We start from the raw sequence: 20915 nt of genomic DNA, 5'->3' as shown, positions 1-20915 counted from the left end.
GGTCGAGGGGTGCGACTCCAGTGTGGCCCAGAGAGCCCAACACCGCGACCCGGTACGGCTGTTCCCGCCGGGAGGAGCCGGTCAGCCGAAGAAGACCTCGGCCTCGGAGTAGCGCTCCAGCGGGACGGTCTTCAGCTCCTTGGTCGCCTCGTCCAGGCCGACGCGGACGATGTCGGTGCCGTGGAGCGCGACCATCTTGCCGAAGTCGCCGTCCTTGACCGCGTCGATCGCCTGGAGGCCGAAGCGGGTGGCGAGGACGCGGTCGAACGCGGTGGGGGTGCCGCCGCGCTGGATGTGCCCGAGCACGGTGGCGCGGGCCTCCTTGCCGGTGCGCTTCTCGATCTCGTCGGCGAGGGCCTGGCCGATGCCGCCGAGCCGGACGTGCCCGAACGAGTCCCGCTCGCCGGTCTGCAACCGCATCTGCCCGTCGACGGGGTGGGCGCCCTCGGACACGACGATGATCGGCGCGTACCGGGTCTTGAAGCGGCTCTCCACGTACTGGCAGACCTTCTCGATGTCGAAGGGCCGCTCGGGGATGAGGATGACGTTGGCGCCCGCGGCCATGCCGACGTGCAGCGCGATCCAGCCCGCGTGCCGGCCCATGACCTCGCAGATCAGCGCCCGGTGGTGGCTCTCGGCGGTGGTGTGCAGCCGGTCGACGGCCTCCATGCCGATGTTCACGGCGGTGTCGAACCCGAACGTGTAGTCGGTCGCGTTCAGGTCGTTGTCGATCGTCTTCGGGACGCCGACGACGTTGACGCCGTTGTCGTACAGCTCGCGCGCGACGCCGAGGGTGTCCTCGCCGCCGATGGCGATCAGCGCGTCCACGCCGAGGCCGGCGAGGTTGTCCTTGATCCGCTCGACGCCGCCCTCGACCTTGACCGGGTTCGTCCGCGACGACCCGAGGATCGTGCCGCCGCGCGGCAGGATGCCGCGCACGGCCTGCACGTCGAGGGCCACGGTGTCGCCTTCGAGGGGCCCGCGCCAGCCGGCCCGGAAGCCCACGAACTCATAGCCGAAGACCTGCACGCCCTTGCGGACGACCGCGCGGATCACCGCGTTCAGTCCGGGGCAGTCCCCGCCACCGGTCAGCACTCCGACGCGCATGCCGTCTCCTTCTCCCGCCACCGGGCTCCTCCCTCGGTTCACATGCTCTGGCCAGGTCCGCGCGGCCGGATGTCCCGGTCCGCCGCCATTGGTCTAGACCATAGCCGCTGGCGGGTGCGGTGGCACATCGGTTCGCGCAACGCGCGGTCAGCGATTCGCGGCCCGTCCGAAGACCCGGACGTACCCGCGAACCAGCACCGCCACTCCCCCGGGCGTCCGCCGCACGGCGAGGGCGCGCGGACGCGGCGGGGCCTCGCCGTCATACGACCACCGCACCTCGGCGAGCGCCAGTTCCCGCGCCGCGCCCGCGCCGAGATCGCCGCGGTGGGCGCGCGCGAAGTCCCACCCGTCCCGGAATGAGCCGCGGGTCGGCCGGGCGGCGGCCCAGCCGGTGAACGCCTCCCGCCACGCCGGCCCGTAGGACGCGGCGAGCGCGGGCCAGGCGCGGGCGGCCTCCCCGGCCCGCTTGAGGAGGATGCCCCGCGCGGCGGCCCCGACCGCGGCGGCGTCGAAGCCGTCCGGGAGCGGCCCGCCGGACGTCATGGCGAGGACGAGCGCCTCCTGCGCCGCCGCCAGACCGGGGTCGAAGGGGCCGCTCATGTGATCACCGGGTGGCCCGAGGCGGCGGCGACGGCGTCCAGCTCGGCCCGCAGCTCGCCGGCCGGCGGATAGCGGCCGTCGCGCTCCAGCAGCAGCCCGGGCGGGCGCCGCCGCGCGCACAGCTCGGCGACCAGGTCCAGGACCTCGGGAGGGACGGCGGCGGCGTGGGTGTCGTGGTACCGGCCGCCCTGCTCGGTCCCGCCCGCGACGTGGCAGTAGGCGACGCGGTCGAGCGGCAGCCGGTCGAGGAGGCCGAGGGGGTCCTCGCCGCGGTTGCGGGCGTTGGCGTACACGTTGGCGACGTCCAGCAGGAGGAGGGCGCCGGTGCGGTCGAGCAGCTCGGTGAGGAAGTCGGCCTCGCCGTACTCGGCGTCCGGCCAGTCGAAGAGGGTCGCGATGGGCTCGACCGCGAGCGGGACGGGCAGCTCGGCCCGGGTGCGGCGGATGTTGGCGGTGAGCGCGTCCAGCGCGGCCCGGGTGCGGGGCACCGGCAGCAGGTGCCCCGCCTCGATCCCGCCCGCCCGGACGAACGCGACGTGCTCGCTCACCAGCGGCGCGCCCAGGGCCTCGGCGCAGGCGGCCAGGTGCGCGACCCGCTCGGCGGCGACGGGCTCGGCGCCGCCGAGCGACAGCTTCACCCCGTGCGGGACGACCGCCGCGCCCCGGCCGCGCAGCTCCGCCAGCTCCGGCGCGGGATGCTCCGGATGCACCGACTCGGCGATCACCTCGGTGAAGCGCAGCCCCGGCAGCGCGCCGACGAAGCCCGCGATCTCCGGCCGCCATCCGATCCCGACGCCCAGCTCCGGGACGTCAGGCCCCGCCACCGCAGCCTCCCCCTCCGCCGCAGCCGCTCCCGCAGCCGCCGCCACCGCAGCCGCCCCCGCCGCCGCCGCACGAGCCGCCGCCACCGCAGGAGGACGCCGAGCACACCGAGGCGGTGGACGAGCACGACGACCCCGAGTGACCGCCCGAGGTCGCCGCGACGCCGGTCAGCTCCAGGTAGCGGCCGAGACCGATGGTCTGGGCGAACATCGGGTCGAACGTCATCAGCGCCGCCGTCCCGAACAGCGCGACGCCCATCAGGACCGCGGGCGCGGGGAGATCCGCGTACGAGGAGGCGTTCCCGGGATCGAGATGGGGGCTGCGCTCCTTCATCTGCTCGACCGCCCGCTCCCCCTCCTTCGTCCGCTCGCCGTCCGAACCGAGCGCCAGCGCGCCGATCCCCAGGCAGAACAGGCCGGCGACCGGGACGAACAGGGCCGGGAACCCGTCGAAGACCCTGCTCACGACGAAGGCCAGGAAGCCGATCGCGACCCACCCGAAGGCGACGCCCTGGAGGATCCGCAGCCGGAGCCGCCCGCCCGGCGGGATCACGAGGCCCTGCGCGGCCAGCCCGTCGCGCAGCTGATCGAGCGCGGCCCGGACGCCCGGCTCCGCGGTCAGCTCGGCGAGCGTCCCGGCCCGGCCGCCCGCGATCGCGCCGAAGACCGCCGCGTCCAGGGGCGTCCCGGCCGCGCGCGGGCCCGCGCCGGACGGCCCGGTCGCCACCAGCCGCCCGTCGGCGCGGGCGTCGACCGCGCCGTCGAGCCGCAGCGCCGTCATCGAGGCCGCGATCGCGTGCCGCCCGCCGCCGTGCAGGTAGGCGACCTCGTAGGGGTGCGGGTCCCGCGACGGCGGGTTGCCGCGCACCAGCCGCGCCCGCACGCGGCGCAGGCCCACCAGCAGCAGGGCCCCGGCCAGAAGGTGGGCCGCGAGGAACCCCAGCGCGGGCCCCCAGATCTCGTCAACCATGCGCGCTCCCGTCCTGCCGCACGTTCACGAGCTCAGACGCGGGCGCCGCGCCCGTGGTTCATCCGGCCCTAGTCCTCCTGGTCGAGGCCCTTCTCGATGGCGTAGCGGACGAGTTCGACGCGGTTGTGGAGCTGGAGCTTGCCGAGGGTGTTCTGCACGTGGTTCTGCACCGTGCGGTGGGACAGCACCAGCCGCTGCGCGATCTGCTTGTAGGTCAGGCCCTTCGCGACGAGGCGCAGCACCTCGGTCTCGCGGTCGGTGAGGCGGGGCGCGTCGTCGTCCCCGCGGGCGGGGGCGGCGGCGAGGCGGCGGTACTCGCCGAGGACGAGCCCGGCCAGGCCGGGGGTGAAGACGGCGTCGCCCTCGCCGGTCCGGCGGACGGCGTCCAGGAACTCCTCGCGGGCGGCGGACTTCAGCAGGTACCCGGTGGCGCCCGCCTTGACCGCCTCCAGGACGTCCTGCTGCTCGCCGCTCGCCGACAGCACCAGCACCCGGACGGGCGGGTCGGCGGCGGCCAGGTGGCGGGTCACCTCGACGCCGCTGAGGTCGGGGAGCTGGAGGTCGACGACCGCGACCTGGGGGCGCGCGGCGGCGGCGATGCGGACGGCGGCGCGGCCCTCCCCGGCGGTCGCGACCACGTCGTGCCCGGCCTCGGCGAGGTCGCGGGCGACGGCCTCGCGCCACATCGGGTGGTCGTCCACGACCATGACTCGCAGGCTCACGCTCACACCCTAGGCCGCGGCGCGCGGCGGCGCGGCACGGTCATCTCGATCTCGGTGCCCTCGCCCGCCGCCGACACGATCACCACCTCGCCGCCGAGGTCGGCGACGCGGCCCCGGATGGACTGCGCGACGCCGAGCCGCCCGGCCGCGGCCGCCCGGTCCAGCCGGCCGGCGGGCATGCCGGGGCCGTCGTCGCGGACGCTGACGGTGATCCCGTCCTCGCCGTCCTCCAGCAGGACCCAGGCGCGGGCGCCGCCGCCGCAGTGCCGCCGGACGTTGTCCAGCGCCGCCGCCACGGCCGCCGCGACCTCGCGGGCGGCGTGCGCGGGCAGCGGCACCTCCGTCGCCGGCGTCGAGACCGTGACGGACGTGGACGCGTGCGCGGTCAGCAGCGGGCGCAGATCGGCGTCGGCGTCGGGGACGCGCGGCGGCGCCGGGGCGCCGCCGATGAGGGCGCGCAGCGCGGCCTCCTGCTCGCCCGCCAGCCGGCCCAGCTCGGCCGCCTCGCCGCCGAGCTCGCCGCCGCGCCGCTGCACCATGGCGAGGACCTGCAGCACCGAGTCGTGGATGCGGCGGGCCAGCCGCTCCCGCTCCCGGTTGGCCGACTCCAGCTCCACGGCCCGCGCCAGCCGCGCCTCCGCCTCGCGCGCCAGCCGGACGACGTGCCCGACGACGAGCCCGGCGAGGAACAGCAGCACGATGCCGTTGAACGCGGTGCCGCCGATGCCGCCGCTCGTCCCGGCGATGGCGTGGACCAGCAGGTTCGCGGCGGCCAGCACGAGCGCGGCGGTGATGCCGAGCCGCCGGCCGCCCGCGACCGCCCACGACAGCACCGCCGCCGCCACCCACGACACCGGCAGCGTGGGCCGTCCGGCGGCGATGTTCGCGGCCGTCTCCACCCACGCCGTCGCGAGGACGGAGGCCGCGGCGACGGCGAGGTCGGCGGCCAGCAGCGGCCACCCGCGGCGGCGCGGATCGCTGAACGCGTGCACGGCGTAGCCCGTCCAGGCCGCCATGGCGGCGAGGACGGCCCAGCCGGCGGCCGGATGCGCGTAGCCGTCGAAGTTCATGGCGATCACGACCGCGGCGTACAGCAGGGCGAGGCCGCGGTAGACCGCCACGGCCCGCCACAGCGCGACCTCCAGTCCCCTCATGGGCGGCGCGCTACCCGCGGTCGCCCAGGCCGCCGTCGTCCTCCCCGGCGGACCGCGCCGGCCGGCCGGCCATCTCGGCCTTGACCTCGGCGGCGTACCGGTCGACGTACTCCTGCCCGGACAGCGCCCGGATCGCCGCCATGATCTCGTCGGTGATCTCCCGGAGCACCTCGTGGTCGTCCTCGCGGCCGTAGTAGCGGGAGAAGTCCATCGGCTCCCCGAACCGGACGCCGGGCCGGATGCCGAGCCGCGGCAGCGGCCGGCCGGGCGGCATCAGCTCGAACGTGTTGATCATCGCCATCGGGACGACCGGGACGCGGGACTTCAGCGCCAGCCGCGCCACGCCGGTCTTGCCCCGGTACAGCCGGTTGTCGGGCGCCCGGGTGCCCTCCGGGTAGATGCCGAGGAGCTTGCCCTCGCCGAGGATCCGCAGGCCGGTCTGGAGCGCCGCCTCGGCCGCGTCCCCGCCGGTCCGGTCGACCGGCACGACGCCGACCCCGGTGAAGAAGCCCTTGCTGATCAGCCCCTTGATCCCCCTGCCGGTGAAGTACTCGCCCTTGCCGATGAAGTAGATCGGGCGCATCAGCGGCAGCGGCCCGAAGAAGTGGTCGGCGAACGACAGGTGGTTGCTGACCATCAGCGCCGGGCCCCGCTTGGGGACGTTCCGCATGCCCGAGTTCCGCGGCCACCATCCGAGGTACAGGATCGGCGACAGGACGATCCTGAGCAGGATCCAGAACCACACCATGCGGGCACCTTCCTCGGACCGGCGCCCTCCGGGGCGGGCAGACCGGTCCCTGACCGAGCGGGGACGATGGAACATCCTCCCACTTGCCGTCTCGCCTATCTACCGGTCGGTACCCCACAGCGGGACCGGTCCGCGCGGCGGACGGGGCGGGATTGAACGTAGGCTCTGAACGGTGAATCTCAAACGGGTGCGCCCGGGGGCTTGTCCCGCGCGGCGCAGCGAATACCGTGGGACACACGTTTCGGGGTGTCCGGGAGCGCCGCCGCGTGCCGCGGGCGCGACCGGGCACCGCACTGTCGTCAGGGGAGCGGAGGCCGCCATGCCGGTGCTGTCGGTCACGCCGGAGTCGTCGAAGGAGCCGGCCCCGTGAATCGCCGTGGCAATGGACTGTCCGCCGACACCTACGCCCCGCTGGTCGACCTCGCCCCGCATCTGGCCGACGCGATGCTGGCGGCGCTCGGCGAGGCCGGGGTGGCCGCCTACGCGACCTCGCCGGCCGGGCTGCCGGAACTCGCCGAGCCGGCCGCCGAGCCGGTGTCCGGCGACGTCCTCGACCGGCTGTACGTGGACGTCGACATGAAGCCGACCGCCGAGGGCATCCTGCGCGTCCACCTCGCCCGGCTGCGGGACGCCTCCGCGCGCGGCTCCGACGACGGCCGCGGCGAGCCCGCCGGGCGCGCCGAGAAGGCCGACCGGGCGGACACCGGCCTCGCCGACCCCGCCGGGGGCGAGGCCGGGACGGACGCGGGCGGCGCCGCCGAGCGCGACGAGGACGCCATCTGGGCCGAGATCGTCGCCGGTTTCGACGCCGTCCCCGAGGGCGACGACGTCCCCTGGCCGGACGAGGAGAACGTCCGGGAGCCCGCCGAGCCGGCCGACCCTCCGGGGGAGGGCGAGGACCGCACCGGCCGGCTCCCCCGCGCCCGCGTGATCAAGCCGACCGAGCCGCCGGAGTTCCCGGAGGCGGGCGGCGACGAGGAGCACTACGTCCCGCCCCCTCCCCCGCCGCTGCCGGCCGCCGACCCGCTCACCAAGGGCGCCTGGATCGCGCTGATCGGCGGGCCCGTCTACCTGCTCATCACCGTCATCCTCGACTGGGACGTCCCCGGCTGGGCGGCCTTCCTCGCCGTCGCCGCGTTCATCGGCGGCTTCGTCACCCTCGTCCTGCGCATGGGCGACGAGCCCCGCGACCCCGACGACGGCGCGGTCGTCTGACGGGTGCGGCGGGCGGCGGTCCCCGGGCGTGAGGCGCCTCAGCCGGGGACGTCCAGGTCGGCCCGCAGGGGCCGGTGGTCCGTGGCCGCCGGGTAGTCCCGCATCAGGGCCTCGTCCGTGGGGACGCCGCAGGCCGCCGCGGTGATCGCGGGGTCGGTGAAGACGGCGTCGATGCGGCGGACCGGGTCGCTGGACGAGAAGGTGAGTTCCGCGCCGGCCGGGGCGGCGGCATAGGCGTCCTCGAAGCGGTCGGTCAGGGCGTTCCAGGCGGCGCCGCCCGGTTCTTCGTTGACGTCGCCCGCGAGGACCACGGGTGCGCCGTAGCGGGCGCGGGCGCGGTCGAGATGGGCGAGGACCTCGCCGACGTGGCGCAGGCGCGGCTCCGGCTTCAGGTCGAGGTGGGTGCAGGCAGCGATGACGCGGGCGCCGCGGACGTCCAGCACGGCGATCGCCAGGGCGCGGCGGTGCAGGCCCGGTTCGGGGCTGAGCAGGTGGAACTCGCGCGCCTCGCGGCGGACGTGCGGCGCGGCCAGGACGGCGAGCCCGCAGGCCCGCCGCCCCGCCGCGATCCGCATGCCGCAGGCGACCGCGAAGCGGCGGCGCCGGAGCCGCCACGTCCGGAAGCGCGGGACCTCCTGCAGGCACAGCACGTCCGGGGCGATCGCGCGGACGACGCGGGCCGCGGCCGCCGCGTCGTCGCGCAGCGACCGGACGTTGTAGCTCAGCAGGCGGACGGCGGCCACCCCTAGACGGCCACGTCCTGGAACGGCCGGACGCGGGCGAGGTCCGCGGCGCCGACGATGCCCGCCGCCGAGCCCAGCTCGGCGATGCGGATGTCGGGCAGCGGACGGTGGCCGCGTCCGGTCAGCGCGTCCTCGAACGCGGCGCGGATCGGGTCGAGCAGCAGGTCGCCGGCGTCCGACAGGCCGCCGCCGATGATGAACGCGCCCGGGTCGAGGATCGCGCTGAGGTCGGCGAGGCCCTGGCCGGCCCAGTGCGCGATGGTGCGGAAGCACTCCAGCGCCGCCTTGTCGCCCTCGCGGGCCGCCTGCGACACCTCGGGGCCGCTGATGCCCTCCGGCCGGCCGCCGCCGAGCTCCAGCAGCCGCCCGGCCATCGCGGGCGCCACCCGGGCCAGGTCGCGGGCCTCGTGCACGAGGGCGTTGCCGCTGGCGTACTGCTCCCAGCAGCCGCGGTTCCCGCAGCCGCAGCGGCGCCCGTCCGGGACGACCCGGAAGTGGCCCATCTCGGCGCCGATGCCGAACGCGCCCCGGTACAGCTCCCCGTTGATGATGATGCCGCCGCCGATGCCCGTGCCGAGCGCCACCAGGACGAGGAAGTTCTCGCCGCGGCCCGCGCCGAACCGGGCCTCGCCCCACGCGGTCGCGTTGCCGTCGTTCTCGACGACGACCGGCAGCCCGACGAGGCTCTCGACCTTCTCCTTGATCGGCTCGTCCCGCCAGGCGAGGTTCGGCGCGAACAGCACCGTGGCGCGGGCCTCGTCGACGAAGCCCGCGGTGCCGAGGCCGACCGCCGACACCTCGTCGTACTTGCCCTTCAGCAGGTCGACGACCTCGGCGATGGTCTCGGCGGTCTCCTTCGGGTTCGTCGAGGGAGTCGGCCGGCGGACCTTCTCAAGGATCGTCCCCCGGTCGTCGACGACCCCCGCGGCCACCTTCGTGCCGCCCACATCCACGCCGATGGTCAGGGCCATGTAACGCTTCCTCCTCCTCGCGCGCCCCGGCTGGAGCCATTGCCGCACTGCCCGATGTCGAGGGACCACCGCCGGTGGCGGCCCCATCACTCCCATCATCCCCCCGGAGACGGGGTGCGCGGTAATGCCCTTTCGGACGCCTCCGCGCCGCTCAGCGCTCCACGTGGCGCTTGAGTCCCTTGAGGGCGGAGTCGATGATCCGCTTCTCGCCCTTGCGCTTCACCATGCCGATCATCGGGATGCGGACGTCCACGGCGAGCTCGTAGGTCACCTCGGTGACGCCGTCCTCCTCGGCCAGCGCGTAGGTGCCGTGCAGCCCGGTGACGACCGTGCCCGGCTCGACCAGCTCCCAGGTGACCCGGTCGTCGCCGTCCCAGTCGTAGGCGAGCCCGACGGTGTCGCTGAACGGGCCGCCGTCGAAGGTCAGCCGGCCGCGCGCCGCGCGCCCGTCCGGCCCGGTCTCCTGCACGGTGAACTCGCGGATGCCGCTCGCCCACCGCGGGTAGGCCTCCAGGTCGGCGATCACCGCCATGATCTCGGCCTTCCCGGCCTTGACCGTGATGGAAGAACTCGTGCGGTCCGCCATCTGCGTCTCCCTCCGGCTGTCCGCGGGCCCGCGCCCGGACCCGCTCTCGTAGAGAAGGTATCCGTCACACCGTCAGGACGTGGGGAACGCCGCGGGCGCGGAAGTGGCCGACGTTCACGCATTCGGTGCGGCCGATCCGCGCCCGGCTGGCGAGCGGCTGGTGGACGTGCCCGAACAGCACGTACTTCGGCTGCGTCCGGTGGATCGCGTCCAGGATCGCCTCGCTGCCGCGCTCGAACCGGCGTGCCACCGTGTCGTACAGCAGGTCGGGGACGGCGGGCGGGATGTGGGTGCACAGCACGTCCACCTCGCCGACGGCCTCGATCTTGGCCGCGTAGGCCTCGTCGTCGAGCTCGTAGGGGGTGCGGTACTCGGTGCGGAGCCCGCCGCCGACGAACCCGAACCGCAGCCCGCCGATCTCGGTGGTCTCGCCGTCGAGGACGTGGTGGCCGTCGCGCAGGTGCCGCCCCCACATGCGGGGGACGTCGACGTTGCCGTACGTGAGGTACGCCGGGGACGGCATGGCCGCGAACAGGTCCGCGTACTGCCGGTCGACGGCGCGCTCGATGTGCGGCCACGCGTCACCCTCCAGCGACGCCCACAGGCGCCGGGAGAACGCGCGCGCCTCGTCGAAGCGCTTCTCGGTGCGCAGCGCGATGAAGCGGTCGGCGTTCTCCTGGCCGAACAGGTCGGCGAAGATGCCCTGCCCGTGGTCCTGGTAGTCGATGAAAAGGATCAGGTCGCCCAGGCAGATGAGGACGTCGGCGCCGTCGGCCGCGCCCGCCAGGGCGTCCGCGCGGCCATGGACGTCGCTCACCACGTGGATCCTCATGAACCGACTCTAATAGGACAGACCGCCCGGGAGAACGGGCGGGCCGGTCAGCCGGTCGCCGCGGACACCAGCGAGCGCCACTCCCGCACGAGGACGGGGTCGACGGGGGCGTCCCAGGCGCCGTCCGGGCGGACGGCGGTGCCCACGTGGAAGGCCGTGACGCCCGCGGCGGCGAGGACCGCGACGTGCTTGCGCCGCAGCCCGCCCCCGGCCATGATCATCGCGGCGGCGCCCGGGTCGTCGGCGGCGCGGCGGACCAGCACGTCCACGCCCGCGTCGACGCCGCGCGCCGAGCCCGCGGTGAGGACGGTGTCGAGCCCGCCGCCGAGATGGCGGACGGTGCGCCACGCCTGGACGGGGTCGGCCGCGTGGTCCAGCGCGCGGTGGAACGTCCAGGGCAGCGGGGCCGCGACCGCGGCGAGCTTGCCGGTGGCGGCGGCGTCGACGTGGCCGGCGGAGTCGAGGAAGCCGAGCACGAACCCGTCCGCGCCCGCGTCCGCGAGGTCGGCGGCGGCCCGGCGCAGCCGGTCGAGCTCGGCGCCGGTGGTGCGGAAGCCCCCGTTGGCGCGGAGCATCACGCGCATCGGCAGCATCGTGGCCGTCCGGATGGCGGCCACGAGGTCGGGATCGGGCGTCAGCCCGTCGGCGGCCATGTCGGCGACGACCTCGATCCGGTCGGCGCCGCCGTCCTGCGCCGCCCGGGCGTCGTCCGCGGTCAGCGCGATCACTTCGAGCAGCGACATGGCGATCCCCCGAACCCCGAACCCTGCGTACGTGGTGCGACCGGGGTCAAGAGTAGGCGACGGCACGGCCGCCGCCACGGGCGGCGGGCCGTCTTTGCCGTGCCGTTAACCCGGTCCGATTCCTACTCATGGGTATCATTCGGGTGCGGGAAGCCCTCTGGAGACTTCCCCGCCGACCTGGAAGACCGACTACAGGAGTTGGGCCGTGCGCGAGTTCAGCGTCCCCGCGATGGTGGAGGTCCCCGACTCCGCCAATCTGACCGACGCGCCCTTCACCCGGGCCGCCGAGGAGCCCGGCGCGATCGTCGTGCGCCGGAGCAGCGGCTCGGGCGCCGGGCAGGCGTGGAGCGCCGTCACCGCGGCCGAGTTCGCGGCGGAGACGACCGCGCTCGCCAAGGGCCTGGCCGCCGCGGGGATCGAGCCCGGCGACCGGGTGTGCCTGCTGTCGCGGACCCGCTACGAGTGGACCGTCCTCGACTACGCGGTCTGGACGGCCGGCGCCGTGTCCGTCCCCATCTACGAGACCTCGTCCGCCGAGCAGATCGAGTGGATCGTCGGCGACTCCGGCGCGAAGGCCGTGTTCGCCGAGACCGCCGAGCACGAGGCGCGGGTCGCCGAGGTCCGGGACGCGCTGCCGGGCCTCGCGCACGTGTGGGGCATCGACGCGGGCGGGGTCGACGAGGTCGTCCGGCTCGGCGCGGACGTCGGCGACGACGTGATCGAGGAGCGCCGCCGGTCCCGCACCGCCGCCGACATCGCCACCCTCGTCTACACCTCCGGCACGACGGGGCGCCCCAAGGGCTGCGAGCTCACCCACGGGAACCTCGTGTCGACCGCCCGCAACGCCGTGCAGGGCGCGATCGCCGAGATCGCCGTCGAGGGCAGCTCCACGCTGCTGTTCCTGCCGCTGGCGCACGTGTTCGCGCGGCTGATCCAGGTCGCGGCGATCGAGGGCGGCATCATCCTCGGGCACAGCGACATCCCGAACCTGCTGCCCGACCTCGCCACCTTCCAGCCGACCTTCCTGCTGGCCGTCCCGCGCGTGTTCGAGAAGGTCTACAACGGCGCCGAGCAGAAGGCCGCGGCGGAGGGCAAGGGCAAGGCGTTCAAGGCGGCGGCCGAGACCGCGATCGCCTACAGCCGGGCGCTGGACGCGGGCGGCCCCGGCCTCGGGCTGAAGCTCAAGCACAAGGTCTTCGACGTCCTCGTGTACGGCAAGCTGCGCGCCGCCGTCGGCGGCAAGGTGGAGTACGCGGTGTCCGGCGGGGCCGCGCTGGGCGAGCGCCTCGGGCACTTCTTCCGCGGCGTCGGCATCACGATCCTGGAGGGCTACGGCCTCACCGAGACGACCGCGCCCGCCAGCGTCAACCGTCCGAGCGCGATCAAGATCGGCACGGTGGGCCGGCCGATCCCGGGCGTGGACGTGCGCATCGCCGACGACGGCGAGATCCTCGTCCGCGGCATCAACGTCCTGCGCGGCTACTGGAACAACGAGGCCGCCACCAAGGAGGCCGTGGAGGACGGCTGGTTCCACACCGGCGACCTCGGCTCCCTCGACGAGGACGGCTTCCTGCGGATCACCGGCCGCAAGAAGGAGATCCTGATCACCGCCGCGGGCAAGAACGTCGCGCCCGCCCCGCTGGAGGACCGGCTCCGCGCGCATCCGCTGGTCAGCCAGTGCCTGGTCGTCGGCGACGGGCGCAAGTTCATCAGCGCGCTCATCACGCTCGACGAGGAGGCGCTCGGCCCCTGGAAGGAGCGGCACGGCAAGCCCCCGGCGATGAGCGTGGACGAGCTGCGCCGCGACCCCGACCTGGTCGCCGAGATCGAGGCCGCGGTCGCCGAGGCCAACAAGTCGGTCAGCAGGGCTGAGGCGATCAAGAAGTACGTCGTCCTCGGCGTCGACTTCACCGAGGAGGCCGGCCACATGACGCCGAGCCTGAAGGTGAAGCGGAACGTCGTGATGAAGGACTTCGCCGACGAGATCGACTCGCTCTACACGTCGTAGGCCCCGCGGAGCCCTGTGCGGGCGTCAGCGGAGGGAGGCGACGGCGTCCTCGACCGGCGTGCCGCCGTTGAGGAGGTCGAGCGTGCGGCGGCGGACCCCCGGCTCGGCGAGCAGCGCCGCCACGACCGCCGCCACGTCGTCGCGGGTCACCGCGCCGTGCCCGATCGGCGGCTCGTCCAGCCGCACCAGGCCGGTGCCCGGGTCGTCGGTGAGCCGGCCCGGGCGCAGGATCAGCCAGTCGAGGGCGTCCCGATCGCGCAGGTCGTCCTCGGCCTCGCCCTTTGCGCGGATGTAGGCGTCCCAGACCTCGCCGCGTCCCGGCGCGGCCTTCTCGCCCGCGCCCATCGCGGAGATCTGCACGAAACCGCGCACGCCCGCGCGCTCCGCCGCGTCCGCCGTCAGCACGGACGCGGCGCGGTCGACGGTGTCCTTGCGGGCCGCACCGCTGCCGGGGCCCGCGCCGGCGGCGAACACGACGGCGTCCGCGCCGGCCAGGTGGCCGGCGACGGTGGCCGCGCCCGCGGTCTCCAGGTCGCAGACGACCGGTTCGGCGCCGGCGTCCCGGACGCCGGCGGCGTGGTCCGGGTTGCGGATGATGCCGCGTACGGTGTCCCCCCGTGCGGCCAGCAGCCGTGACAGCCGCAGCGCGATCTGCCCGTGCCCGCCCGCGATCACAATGTCCATGCCGCGATCGTAGGACGGCCGGCCGCCGCACGCGCGCGGACGCGGCCGGTGAGGACGCCCTCACCGGCCGCGTTTCCGTGATCCGCTCCCGCCGTCCGGACGCGTCCGGACGCCGGGACCCCGGGGTCAGCGGCGGCGCTTGCCGGTGGTGCGCGCGCCCTTGTTGATGGCGTTGACGGCCTGCCGCATCAGCTGCTCGCCCATCACGTTGATGAGGTCGCCGTGGTCGGTCACCGGGTCGTGGCCCGACTCGGGGAAGCTGTCCAGCGCGAACGCCAGCGGCTTGGCGGGCACGTTGTAGGCGAGCGTCATGCGCAGCTGCGGCACGGCCTTGGTGCCCTGCGGGCACTGCCCGGTCCGCGCGTCCGGGAACTGGATGTGGTCGCGGTGGTTGGCGCTGTCGGTGTTCTGTCCGTCCCAGCAGCTCGGGAAGTTCAGCACGCGTTTCACCTGGCTGCCCTGGGGGCACAGGGGGTACTTGTCGGTGAACGCCCGGTTCTCGAAGCCGCTGCACGTCCACGACGCGTGCGCGTTCTTCAGCCCGTTCGTCACGGCCTTGGCGTCACCGACGGCGACCCGGATGAACTGCGGCATCGCGGTCACCTTGCTGCGGGGGTTGCCGAGGAACTGCAGCTTGACGCTGGACGGGGTGACGATGCTGCCGATGTTGCCGTCCGCCGTGCTCTGCGCGGCGCGGTCGGAGTCGTCCTGGCCGTCGCGGAGGCGGATCACCGGCCAGAAGTAGGCCGACTTGTCGCCGTTGGTGCAGGTCGTTCCGGCCGCGGCGAACGTCTCGTCGGTGGAGAAGGCGTTCGTGTCGAGGTTGCCGACGTAGTCGTGGATGTGGTGCGCGCCGTTCACGACCCCGGGCGCGGCGAGCACGTTGTCGGGGTTGCTGTGCGCCTGGCCCTCGTTCACGCCGCATTCGGACGCGAACACGCCGGTGGACGCCTGCCGGGTGCGGCGCGGCTGCCGGACGCGGGGCGCCTTGCGGATGTCGACGAACTGGTCGGCGCGCAGCTCGGGGTTGGGCGGCGGCTGCTCGCCCTGGTCGCCGTTCCCCTGGTCGCCGTTGCCCTGATCGCCGTTGCCCTGATCGCCGTTCTGGCCGTCGCCCTGGTCGCCGTTCTGGCCGCCGTCACCACCCATCTGGCCGCCGTCGCCGTTCTGGCCGCCCGTGCCATCGGTCGGGTCGGCGCTCGGATCGGCCGGGGGCTCGGCGCTCGGATCGGCCGGGGGCTCGGCGCTCGGATCGGCCGGGGGCTCTGCGGCCGGGTCGGCCGGGGGCTCGGCGGTGGGCTGGGCGGTCGGCCGCCCGTAGCCCTGAGCGCCACCGTTCTGCTGGCCTCCGCCCTGCAGGTTCGGGATGCCGGAGCCGTCATCCGCGGCCGGCCGTCCGGGATACGCCGCCGGGTTCGCCGTCCTGGTCGCCTGCGGCCCGTTCGGCTGGGCCACGCCGGGTGTCTCCTGGCAGGCCGTCGCGACCAGGGCGAGTGCCGGGATCAGCACCGCGAAGGCTTTCTTCTTTCGTCCCATGGAAAAGTGCTCCCTTTGCGGGGTGGGATGTGTTGTCAGTGCAGCGCGCGCCGGGGAACCAGCCCGGTGCTCTCCAGCAGAGAAATGTGAGTGTTCACGAATTTCATTCCGCTTTCGATGAACGATCGCATCACGGTGTTCTCGGTCTGCGCGCGAGCCTTGGCGAGGAGCTGGAACACCTGCCCGTGCGCGGCGCGCAGCCGCAGCACGAAGGTCTTGTCGTAATCGGCGCCGAACTTGCCGGACATCTCTCGCAGCCAGCTCTTCTGCGCCCCGTTGGGCTCGACGGGCAGGAGTACGCCCAGTTGCTCCGCGACGGCGCGGGTGGAGGCGTCCAGCTGCATGTGCTGGTCCGAGATGATCCCGGCGACCTCCCGCACCCTGGGGGACGCGGCACGCTGCTGGGCCTGCTGGCCCGCGGGCGTCTCCCACAGGTTGGCCTGCCTGACCTTGACGAGCACCGACCGGTCCTGGGCGCTCAGCGGCCCCCACTTGGTGTTCACGGTCCCGCCGAGGTTGGCCGCGCCGCTGGCGGGGACGCCGACCGGGTTCATGACGACCGCGAAGGCGGCGGCCCCGGCGGCGATGACGGCCAGGATCAGGAGCAGACGCCCTTTGCCCGGAAGCGGAAGCCTGCGCCTCTCCGCCATTCCGTATGCCTTCCCCATGATCATTCTCCTCCTTTCCCGAGATTTTCTACGGGCACGACGCGGGTCTCGTCATCAATACGCACTGCGCCACCTCAAAGGTTCAACGGCGTCCACTTTTCGTCATTTTTCTTACGCCTGCGCCTTTCGCCGCGACGGCTCGCCCGGCACCCCGCCGACGACGCGCAGCGCGAGCGCCGGGCACATCGCGACCGCCTTCTGCACGTCCTTCTCCATCCACGCGGGAATGTCGGTGCCGAGCACCACCGGGAATCCGTACCGGTCGAGCTGGATCAGCTCGGGGACGAGGTAGGCGCACAGGCCGTGCCCGTCGCACCGGCTCCAGTCGATCGCCACCCGCCCCTCCGAGCCGTCCGGCACGGGCAGCGGCAGCACGCCGTAGGTGGACAGCCCGCAGCCGCCGCCCCACCGGTGCGCGTCGATGTCGGCGCCGAACGCCTCCATCGCCGACAGCACGAACCTGGCCGTCCCGTCCGGGTGGGTGCAGGCGCCGCGGCCCCGTCCCACGCCGGCGGCGCGGCGGACGTCCTCGACCGTCCCGGCGCCCTCGGTCAGCGCGTTCAGGGACCGCACGACGTCGGGCAGCCCGAGCCGGCACGGCCCGCACTGCCCGGCGGACTGCGCCGCGAGGTAGGAGGCGATCCGGGTGACCTCGCCGAGCGGGCAGGTGCCCTGGGTGAGCGGCAGGATGATGCCGGCGCCGACCGTCCCGCCGACGCGGCGCATCCCGGCCCGCGACAGCACGGCCCGCGCCACCCCGCTCGGGCCGAGCCACATGCCGTGGTACCCGCCGACGAGCACGCCCGGCGACGGCGGCACCTGGCAGTGGTCGAGGACGGTCCGCAGCGGCGTGCCGTACGGCGCCTCCACGACCTGGGTCCCGCCGATCGTGAGCAGCGTGGTGCCGGGCTCGTCGTCCGTCCCGGCCGAGGCGTACAGGTCGGGGCCCAGCGAGACCAGCACCGCGAGCTGCGCGAACGTCTCGGTGTTGGACAGCAGCGTCGGGTAGCCGTCCACCCCCGAGTCGGACGCGCGGACCTTGACGCCCGGCGGGATCGGCGTCTCCCCGTTCACCGCGCGGATCACCGCGCCGCTCTCCCCGGAGATGAACCGCTCCGTCAGCCGGACGACCCGCGCCGGCATCCGCCGCTCGCTGATCGCGGCGCGGATGGAGCGGGCGGCCTCGTCGTCCTCGACGGCGACGACGATCCGCTGCGTGCCGAGCGCGGACGCGGCGATCTGGGCGCCGTCGAGGACGAGGTGCGGGGCCCGGCACAGCAGCACCTTGTCCTTGGAGCTGCCGGGCTCGCCCTCGGCGCCGTTCACGACCACGACGACGTTCTCGCTGGAGCCGCGCTCGTCGGCCCGCTCCCCGGGCAGCAGCGCGGTCTGGTCGGCGGTGGGATGCCTGATCCGCGCCGCCACCGCCATCAGCTTGCGGGCGAACGGGAAGCCCGCCCCGCCGCGCCCCCGCATGTCGACCTGCTCGGCCATGCGGACCAGGTCGTCCAGCCCCGGCGCGCGGAGCTTGCCGTGCACCGCCAGGTGGCGGTCGATGTCCAGCCGGTCGAACCGGTCGAACCCGAGCGTCAGCCGCGGGCCGCCGATGCCCGTGACGGTGACGGTCGAGCTCATCGCAGGACCTCGGTGTCACGGCCCGGCCCGGTGACCGGCATGCCGCGCGGGTCGGCGATGGTCCGGCGCGGGTCGTCGTCGTAGTCCCGCGCGTCGAGGTCGCGGGCCGCCGCGGCGGCGCGGCCCTCCTCGTGCTCGCGCGCCGCCATCTCACGCCGGTAGCGGGCGCGCCCGGCGCCGTCCGGCACCGAGAAGGGGGCGATCTCGTCCCCGGCGCGGGGCAGCTCCCGCGGTTTGATCACCACGATCATGCGGGTGACGAGGGCGAGCACGACGAGCACCACGCTCATCACGTAGCTGAGGACCACCCAGTTCGCCGCGGACCGCCCCGTGATGAGGCCGTGCACGATCGCCATCGGCCAGGCGATGTAGGCGAGCACGTGCATCGAGCGCCACATCCAGGTCTTGCCGCGGACCGCGAACCTCGCCCGCACCATCCCGGTGATCAGGACGAGGACCATCAGCTCCGCCGCCATCGTGCCGAGCCCGACGGCGCCGCCGTCCGGGACGACGATCTGCGCCGGCAGCGCGAGCCCGTTCATCACCTTCACCGACACGTGCGCGGCGAGCATGGCCGTCGCCACCACGGCCGCGGCGCGGTGCGCCGCCTGCGCGAGCACCCGGTGCCTGATCTTCAGGATCAGCCGCTCGGTGGCGAGCAGCCCGCACATCACGGCGGTGGTGTAGGAGACCAGGGCGAAGACGCCGGCGTAGAAGTTGAGGAAGTACTGCACGTTCGCGACGGCGACCGCTCCCGGCGGGGTCGCCGCGCCGACGAGCACCAGCACCGCCCCGGCGAGCACGACGCGCAGCACCCAGGTGGGCACCGCGGGATCATCACTGCTGCGAGTTCGCACCGTTCGGACTCCTCTTCCTAGGTTGCGGCCGGCGCCGGGGCGGCGGCCGTTCCTGCGCCGTCCTCCGGCGAGGGGCCGGGGGACGGGGATGACGGCGGAGGCTCGTCCGCCGCGGGGACCGGGCCGAGGTTGGCCATCAGCCCCCCGGGAAGCACCTGCAGGGCGCCGCGCTCGGCGAACCCGAGCAGCGGCTTGGCCCGCTCGCGGAACGTCCAGCCGCCGATCTCGGCGCCGTCCAGCGGGACGGTCCCGGCGCCGCCGCGCAGCCCGAACCCGACCTCCGCGCGGGGCGCCGCCGCGCCGCCGCAGGGCCGGCCGGTGCCGGTCGCGCCGAGCACGTCGCCCTGCTCGACGACGCTGCCGTCGCGCAGCTTGGTCGCGTTCCGCAGCCCGTAGTAGGTGGTCGCGAGGCCGCTCGGGTGGATCAGCATCACCAGCGCGTTGCCGGACGCGTTGCCGCAGAAGCGGTAGAGGCGGCCGTCGCCGGACGCCACGACGCGGCCGTCGCCGCCGGAGAACGCCAGCGATCCGAGCGGGCGCGGCGACGTGGAGCCGTCCGAGGTCGTCATCGCCCAGACCTGGCCGATCCGCCACGGCAGCATCAGCCGGTCCCCGGCCCGCGTCCCGTTGACGAGGGCGGCGGCCTGCGCGGCGCCGACCGACCCGTACTTGCTCAGCAGCCGCACCTCCGACGCCGACATGACGGCCGCGGGCACGTCGCCGAGCAGGGCGGCGAACGCCTTCCCGCCGGACAGCCCGACCTGCCACTGGGAGCCGGTCCAGTGCGCGGCGTAGAACGCGACCTCCGGGTTGGCGGTGCTGGTGTCGGGGACGGGGATCGCGCTGGTGCCGAACACCCACGTCTTGTCGGCGCTCGTCCGGGTGGCGCCCACGATCGGCTGCTGCGCCGGCGCGACGCCGTAGGCCTGCCGGGCGGCGGCCCCGCGCTCGTCCAGGGTCAGCTCGCGCACCTGCGCGGCGAGCGCCCGCAGGCTCGGCGCGCCCGGCGCCTCCGACGGCGCGCCGCCCGCGCCGGGCTGCTGCGCCGGCTGCTGCGGCTGGGCGGGGGTCCCGGTGCCCGGCTTCGGCGGCTGGATCGCGCGCTGCGAGCCGACCGGGCCGGACGACCCGCCGAGGGGGCCGCCGTCCAGCAGCGCCCGCTCGGCGATCCCGAGCAGCGACAGGCCGACGGCCGTGGACAGCACGATCGCGCCGATGCCGAGCCGGTCGGCCGGCCGCTTGCCGCGGCGCGGGCGCGCCGTCGGCCCGGGGCGCGGCGGGCCCTGCCGCCGCGACGCCGCGCGGGCCGGCCGCCGGCCCTCCGCGCGCCGCCCGGTCCTCGGCTCCGGCCGGCGCGGCCGCCCGCCGCGCGACGTGAAGTCGCGGGACCGGTCCCGTCCCTCCGCGCGGGCGTCGAACTGCCGGGTCCGCGCGTCCTCGGACTGCCGGGTCCGCGCGTCCTCGAAGTGACCCGTGCGGGCGTCCTCGAACTGACCCGTGCGCGCGTCGAAGTCCCGCGTACGCGCATCGCTCCGCGCGTCCCGGGGCGCGAACGCGATCGTGGGCGCGTCCATCCGCGTGGCCCGCGAGTCGGACGGCGGAGCCTGCGCACCGGACAGCGGGCCGCGCGCGTCGGGCTGCTCCATGCGCGCGTCAGTGCGCGCGTCGGTGCGGCCGCGGGGGGCCGGCCGGCGGTTCCGCGCCTCGAAGGGGTCCTCGCGGCCGGAACCCCGGTTCCGCACGTCGAAGGGGTCGCCGCGGCCGTCGCGCCGGCGTGCGCGCGGTTCCGGCCGCTCCTCCGGCTCCTGCGGCTTCCGCCGCGCGCGGGACTTGCCCTCGTGCCGCTTCATCTCCCGCCGGCTGGGCGCGCGCCGGGACGGCGTGCGCCCCGACTCGGACCAGTCCGGCTGCTCCGACCACCAGGACCCTTCGGGCCACTGGGGCTCCTCGGACCAGCGCGCCTGTCCGGACGCCGGTCTCGATGAGGCACGCGCGGGCGTGTCCGCCCACGATGAAACATGCGTGTTGCTCCGGGACGCATGCCCGTTATCGCGTCGCGCCATGCCCTCTCCTGTGGAGGAGACGGAGGGCAAGGCGAACGCCGGTGGCTCCGTGCCGCCGGGCTCATCGCCCGGCGGCGGTTCCGCTGAGACATCGCGGGACCGCGGCGTGGGAGCCCGCTCGCTCCCACCGCGTTCCCCGGACGGATTCTCGACGAACCCGCCCGATCACTCCGGGAGCATACGCCCCAGAAGCCGCTCTGACGCGAATTGGCGCTAAAAAACCGTCCGTAACCTTTCCCGCAACCATTCCGC

At 74.8% G+C, this 20915-nt stretch carries 20 protein-coding genes; 2 read left to right on the top strand and 18 right to left on the bottom strand.

All coding sequences use genetic code 11. The annotated features are described in order from the left end of the window. Nucleotides 1-81: 81 nt before the first annotated feature. From SM611_RS24370 to SM611_RS24340, 7 genes are all read right to left on the bottom strand, one after another. The gene (locus tag SM611_RS24370; protein WP_371952226.1) at nucleotides 82-1107 is read right to left on the bottom strand and encodes a 6-phosphofructokinase; all 1026 of its coding nucleotides are present in this window, start codon (nucleotides 1105-1107) and stop codon (nucleotides 82-84) included. A gap of 147 nt (nucleotides 1108-1254) precedes the next feature. After that, nucleotides 1255-1707 carry an SCO6045 C-terminal-like domain-containing protein gene (locus SM611_RS24365; protein WP_371952225.1) on the bottom strand — a complete coding sequence of 151 codons (453 nt, stop codon included), beginning with the start codon at nucleotides 1705-1707 and terminating at the stop codon, nucleotides 1255-1257. Then, a complete protein-coding gene (locus SM611_RS24360; RefSeq protein ID WP_371952224.1) occupies nucleotides 1704-2531 on the bottom strand; it encodes an MbnB/TglH/ChrH family RiPP precursor modification enzyme in 828 nt (275 codons plus the stop codon). Before SM611_RS24360 ends, SM611_RS24365 begins: the two co-directional genes overlap by 4 nt. Then, nucleotides 2518-3498, bottom strand: coding sequence for a TIGR04222 domain-containing membrane protein (locus SM611_RS24355; RefSeq protein ID WP_371952223.1), 981 nt, complete (start codon nucleotides 3496-3498; stop codon nucleotides 2518-2520). Before SM611_RS24355 ends, SM611_RS24360 begins: the two co-directional genes overlap by 14 nt. A 68-nt stretch (nucleotides 3499-3566) precedes the next feature. After that, on the bottom strand, nucleotides 3567-4205 hold the full coding sequence (locus tag SM611_RS24350) for a response regulator (RefSeq protein WP_371952415.1): 639 nt from the start codon (nucleotides 4203-4205) through the stop codon (nucleotides 3567-3569). A 17-nt stretch (nucleotides 4206-4222) separates the two neighbouring features. Then, nucleotides 4223-5374, bottom strand: a complete 1152-nt coding sequence (gene macS, locus SM611_RS24345; RefSeq protein WP_371952222.1) for a MacS family sensor histidine kinase — start codon at nucleotides 5372-5374, stop codon at nucleotides 4223-4225. 10 nt (nucleotides 5375-5384) lie between these two features. Continuing rightward, entirely contained in the window at nucleotides 5385-6119 is a 735-nt protein-coding gene (locus SM611_RS24340) for a lysophospholipid acyltransferase family protein (protein WP_371952414.1), read from the bottom strand. A 369-nt stretch (nucleotides 6120-6488) separates the two neighbouring features. Here SM611_RS24340 and SM611_RS24335 point away from each other — a divergent pair, with 369 nt between their 5' ends. After that, nucleotides 6489-7337, top strand: coding sequence for a hypothetical protein (locus tag SM611_RS24335; protein ID WP_371952221.1), 849 nt, complete (start codon nucleotides 6489-6491; stop codon nucleotides 7335-7337). Between the two features lie 38 nt (nucleotides 7338-7375). Here SM611_RS24335 and SM611_RS24330 read toward each other — a convergent pair whose 3' ends face one another. The 5 genes from SM611_RS24330 to SM611_RS24310 all read right to left on the bottom strand — a co-directional run bounded on the left by SM611_RS24330 (nucleotide 7376) and on the right by SM611_RS24310 (nucleotide 11212). After that, nucleotides 7376-8080 (bottom strand): endonuclease/exonuclease/phosphatase family protein, encoded by a 705-nt coding sequence (locus tag SM611_RS24330; RefSeq protein WP_371952220.1) that lies wholly within the window; start codon nucleotides 8078-8080, stop codon nucleotides 7376-7378. 2 nt (nucleotides 8081-8082) lie between these two features. After that, nucleotides 8083-9051, bottom strand: coding sequence for an ROK family glucokinase (locus tag SM611_RS24325; RefSeq protein WP_371952219.1), 969 nt, complete (start codon nucleotides 9049-9051; stop codon nucleotides 8083-8085). Nucleotides 9052-9202: 151 nt separating this feature from the next. Then, nucleotides 9203-9637 carry an SRPBCC family protein gene (locus SM611_RS24320; protein ID WP_371952218.1) on the bottom strand — a complete coding sequence of 145 codons (435 nt, stop codon included), beginning with the start codon at nucleotides 9635-9637 and terminating at the stop codon, nucleotides 9203-9205. Between the two features lie 64 nt (nucleotides 9638-9701). Then, complete coding sequence (locus SM611_RS24315; protein WP_371952217.1) at nucleotides 9702-10469, bottom strand: metallophosphoesterase family protein; 768 nt, start codon at nucleotides 10467-10469, stop codon at nucleotides 9702-9704. 47 nt (nucleotides 10470-10516) lie between these two features. After that, nucleotides 10517-11212 carry a copper homeostasis protein CutC gene (locus SM611_RS24310; RefSeq protein ID WP_371952216.1) on the bottom strand — a complete coding sequence of 232 codons (696 nt, stop codon included), beginning with the start codon at nucleotides 11210-11212 and terminating at the stop codon, nucleotides 10517-10519. Between the two features lie 205 nt (nucleotides 11213-11417). On the opposite strand from SM611_RS24310, the gene SM611_RS24305 reads away from it, so the two are divergent. Beyond that, on the top strand, nucleotides 11418-13220 hold the full coding sequence (locus SM611_RS24305) for an AMP-dependent synthetase/ligase (protein ID WP_371952215.1): 1803 nt from the start codon (nucleotides 11418-11420) through the stop codon (nucleotides 13218-13220). Nucleotides 13221-13244: 24 nt separating this feature from the next. Here the strand turns inward: SM611_RS24305 and SM611_RS24300 are convergent, their stop codons facing one another. From SM611_RS24300 to SM611_RS24275, 6 genes are all read right to left on the bottom strand, one after another. Continuing rightward, the gene (locus SM611_RS24300) at nucleotides 13245-13904 is read right to left on the bottom strand and encodes an NAD(P)H-binding protein (RefSeq protein ID WP_371952214.1); all 660 of its coding nucleotides are present in this window, start codon (nucleotides 13902-13904) and stop codon (nucleotides 13245-13247) included. A gap of 126 nt (nucleotides 13905-14030) precedes the next feature. Continuing rightward, nucleotides 14031-15440, bottom strand: coding sequence for a DUF1996 domain-containing protein (locus SM611_RS24295; protein ID WP_371952213.1), 1410 nt, complete (start codon nucleotides 15438-15440; stop codon nucleotides 14031-14033). A 35-nt stretch (nucleotides 15441-15475) separates the two neighbouring features. Beyond that, complete coding sequence (locus SM611_RS24290) at nucleotides 15476-16108, bottom strand: DUF4142 domain-containing protein (RefSeq protein WP_371952212.1); 633 nt, start codon at nucleotides 16106-16108, stop codon at nucleotides 15476-15478. 111 nt (nucleotides 16109-16219) lie between these two features. Beyond that, nucleotides 16220-17743 carry a ferredoxin gene (locus SM611_RS24285; protein ID WP_371952211.1) on the bottom strand — a complete coding sequence of 508 codons (1524 nt, stop codon included), beginning with the start codon at nucleotides 17741-17743 and terminating at the stop codon, nucleotides 16220-16222. After that, nucleotides 17740-18570, bottom strand: a complete 831-nt coding sequence (locus SM611_RS24280; RefSeq protein WP_371952210.1) for a hypothetical protein — start codon at nucleotides 18568-18570, stop codon at nucleotides 17740-17742. Before SM611_RS24280 ends, SM611_RS24285 begins: the two co-directional genes overlap by 4 nt. A gap of 47 nt (nucleotides 18571-18617) precedes the next feature. After that, nucleotides 18618-20450, bottom strand: coding sequence for a hypothetical protein (locus SM611_RS24275; protein ID WP_371952209.1), 1833 nt, complete (start codon nucleotides 20448-20450; stop codon nucleotides 18618-18620). Nucleotides 20451-20915 lie beyond the last annotated feature (465 nt).

Source organism: Actinomadura monticuli (genome assembly GCF_041463655.1).
GTDB lineage: Bacteria > Actinomycetota > Actinomycetes > Streptosporangiales > Streptosporangiaceae > Spirillospora > Spirillospora monticuli.
The sequence above is the reverse complement of the archived record's forward strand: the minus strand, read 5'-3'. Positions and strand labels throughout refer to the sequence as shown.

What these genes read in the sequence shown, in the direction of transcription:
- SM611_RS24370 (WP_371952226.1), bottom strand. Translation starts at nt 1,107, where the DNA reads ATGCGCGTCGGAGTGCTGACCGGTGGCGGGGACTGCCCCGGACTGAAC.
- SM611_RS24365 (WP_371952225.1), bottom strand. Translation starts at nt 1,707, where the DNA reads ATGAGCGGCCCCTTCGACCCCGGTCTGGCGGCGGCGCAGGAGGCGCTC.
- SM611_RS24355 (WP_371952223.1), bottom strand. Translation starts at nt 3,498, where the DNA reads ATGGTTGACGAGATCTGGGGGCCCGCGCTGGGGTTCCTCGCGGCCCAC.
- SM611_RS24350 (WP_371952415.1), bottom strand. Translation starts at nt 4,205, where the DNA reads ATGGTCGTGGACGACCACCCGATGTGGCGCGAGGCCGTCGCCCGCGAC.
- macS (WP_371952222.1), bottom strand. Translation starts at nt 5,374, where the DNA reads ATGAGGGGACTGGAGGTCGCGCTGTGGCGGGCCGTGGCGGTCTACCGC.
- SM611_RS24325 (WP_371952219.1), bottom strand. Translation starts at nt 9,051, where the DNA reads ATGGCCCTGACCATCGGCGTGGATGTGGGCGGCACGAAGGTGGCCGCG.
- SM611_RS24320 (WP_371952218.1), bottom strand. Translation starts at nt 9,637, where the DNA reads ATGGCGGACCGCACGAGTTCTTCCATCACGGTCAAGGCCGGGAAGGCC.
- SM611_RS24315 (WP_371952217.1), bottom strand. Translation starts at nt 10,469, where the DNA reads ATGAGGATCCACGTGGTGAGCGACGTCCATGGCCGCGCGGACGCCCTG.
- SM611_RS24310 (WP_371952216.1), bottom strand. Translation starts at nt 11,212, where the DNA reads ATGTCGCTGCTCGAAGTGATCGCGCTGACCGCGGACGACGCCCGGGCG.
- SM611_RS24300 (WP_371952214.1), bottom strand. Translation starts at nt 13,904, where the DNA reads ATGGACATTGTGATCGCGGGCGGGCACGGGCAGATCGCGCTGCGGCTG.
- SM611_RS24295 (WP_371952213.1), bottom strand. Translation starts at nt 15,440, where the DNA reads ATGGGACGAAAGAAGAAAGCCTTCGCGGTGCTGATCCCGGCACTCGCC.
- SM611_RS24290 (WP_371952212.1), bottom strand. Translation starts at nt 16,108, where the DNA reads ATGGGGAAGGCATACGGAATGGCGGAGAGGCGCAGGCTTCCGCTTCCG.
- SM611_RS24285 (WP_371952211.1), bottom strand. Translation starts at nt 17,743, where the DNA reads ATGAGCTCGACCGTCACCGTCACGGGCATCGGCGGCCCGCGGCTGACG.
- SM611_RS24275 (WP_371952209.1), bottom strand. Translation starts at nt 20,450, where the DNA reads ATGAAGCGGCACGAGGGCAAGTCCCGCGCGCGGCGGAAGCCGCAGGAG.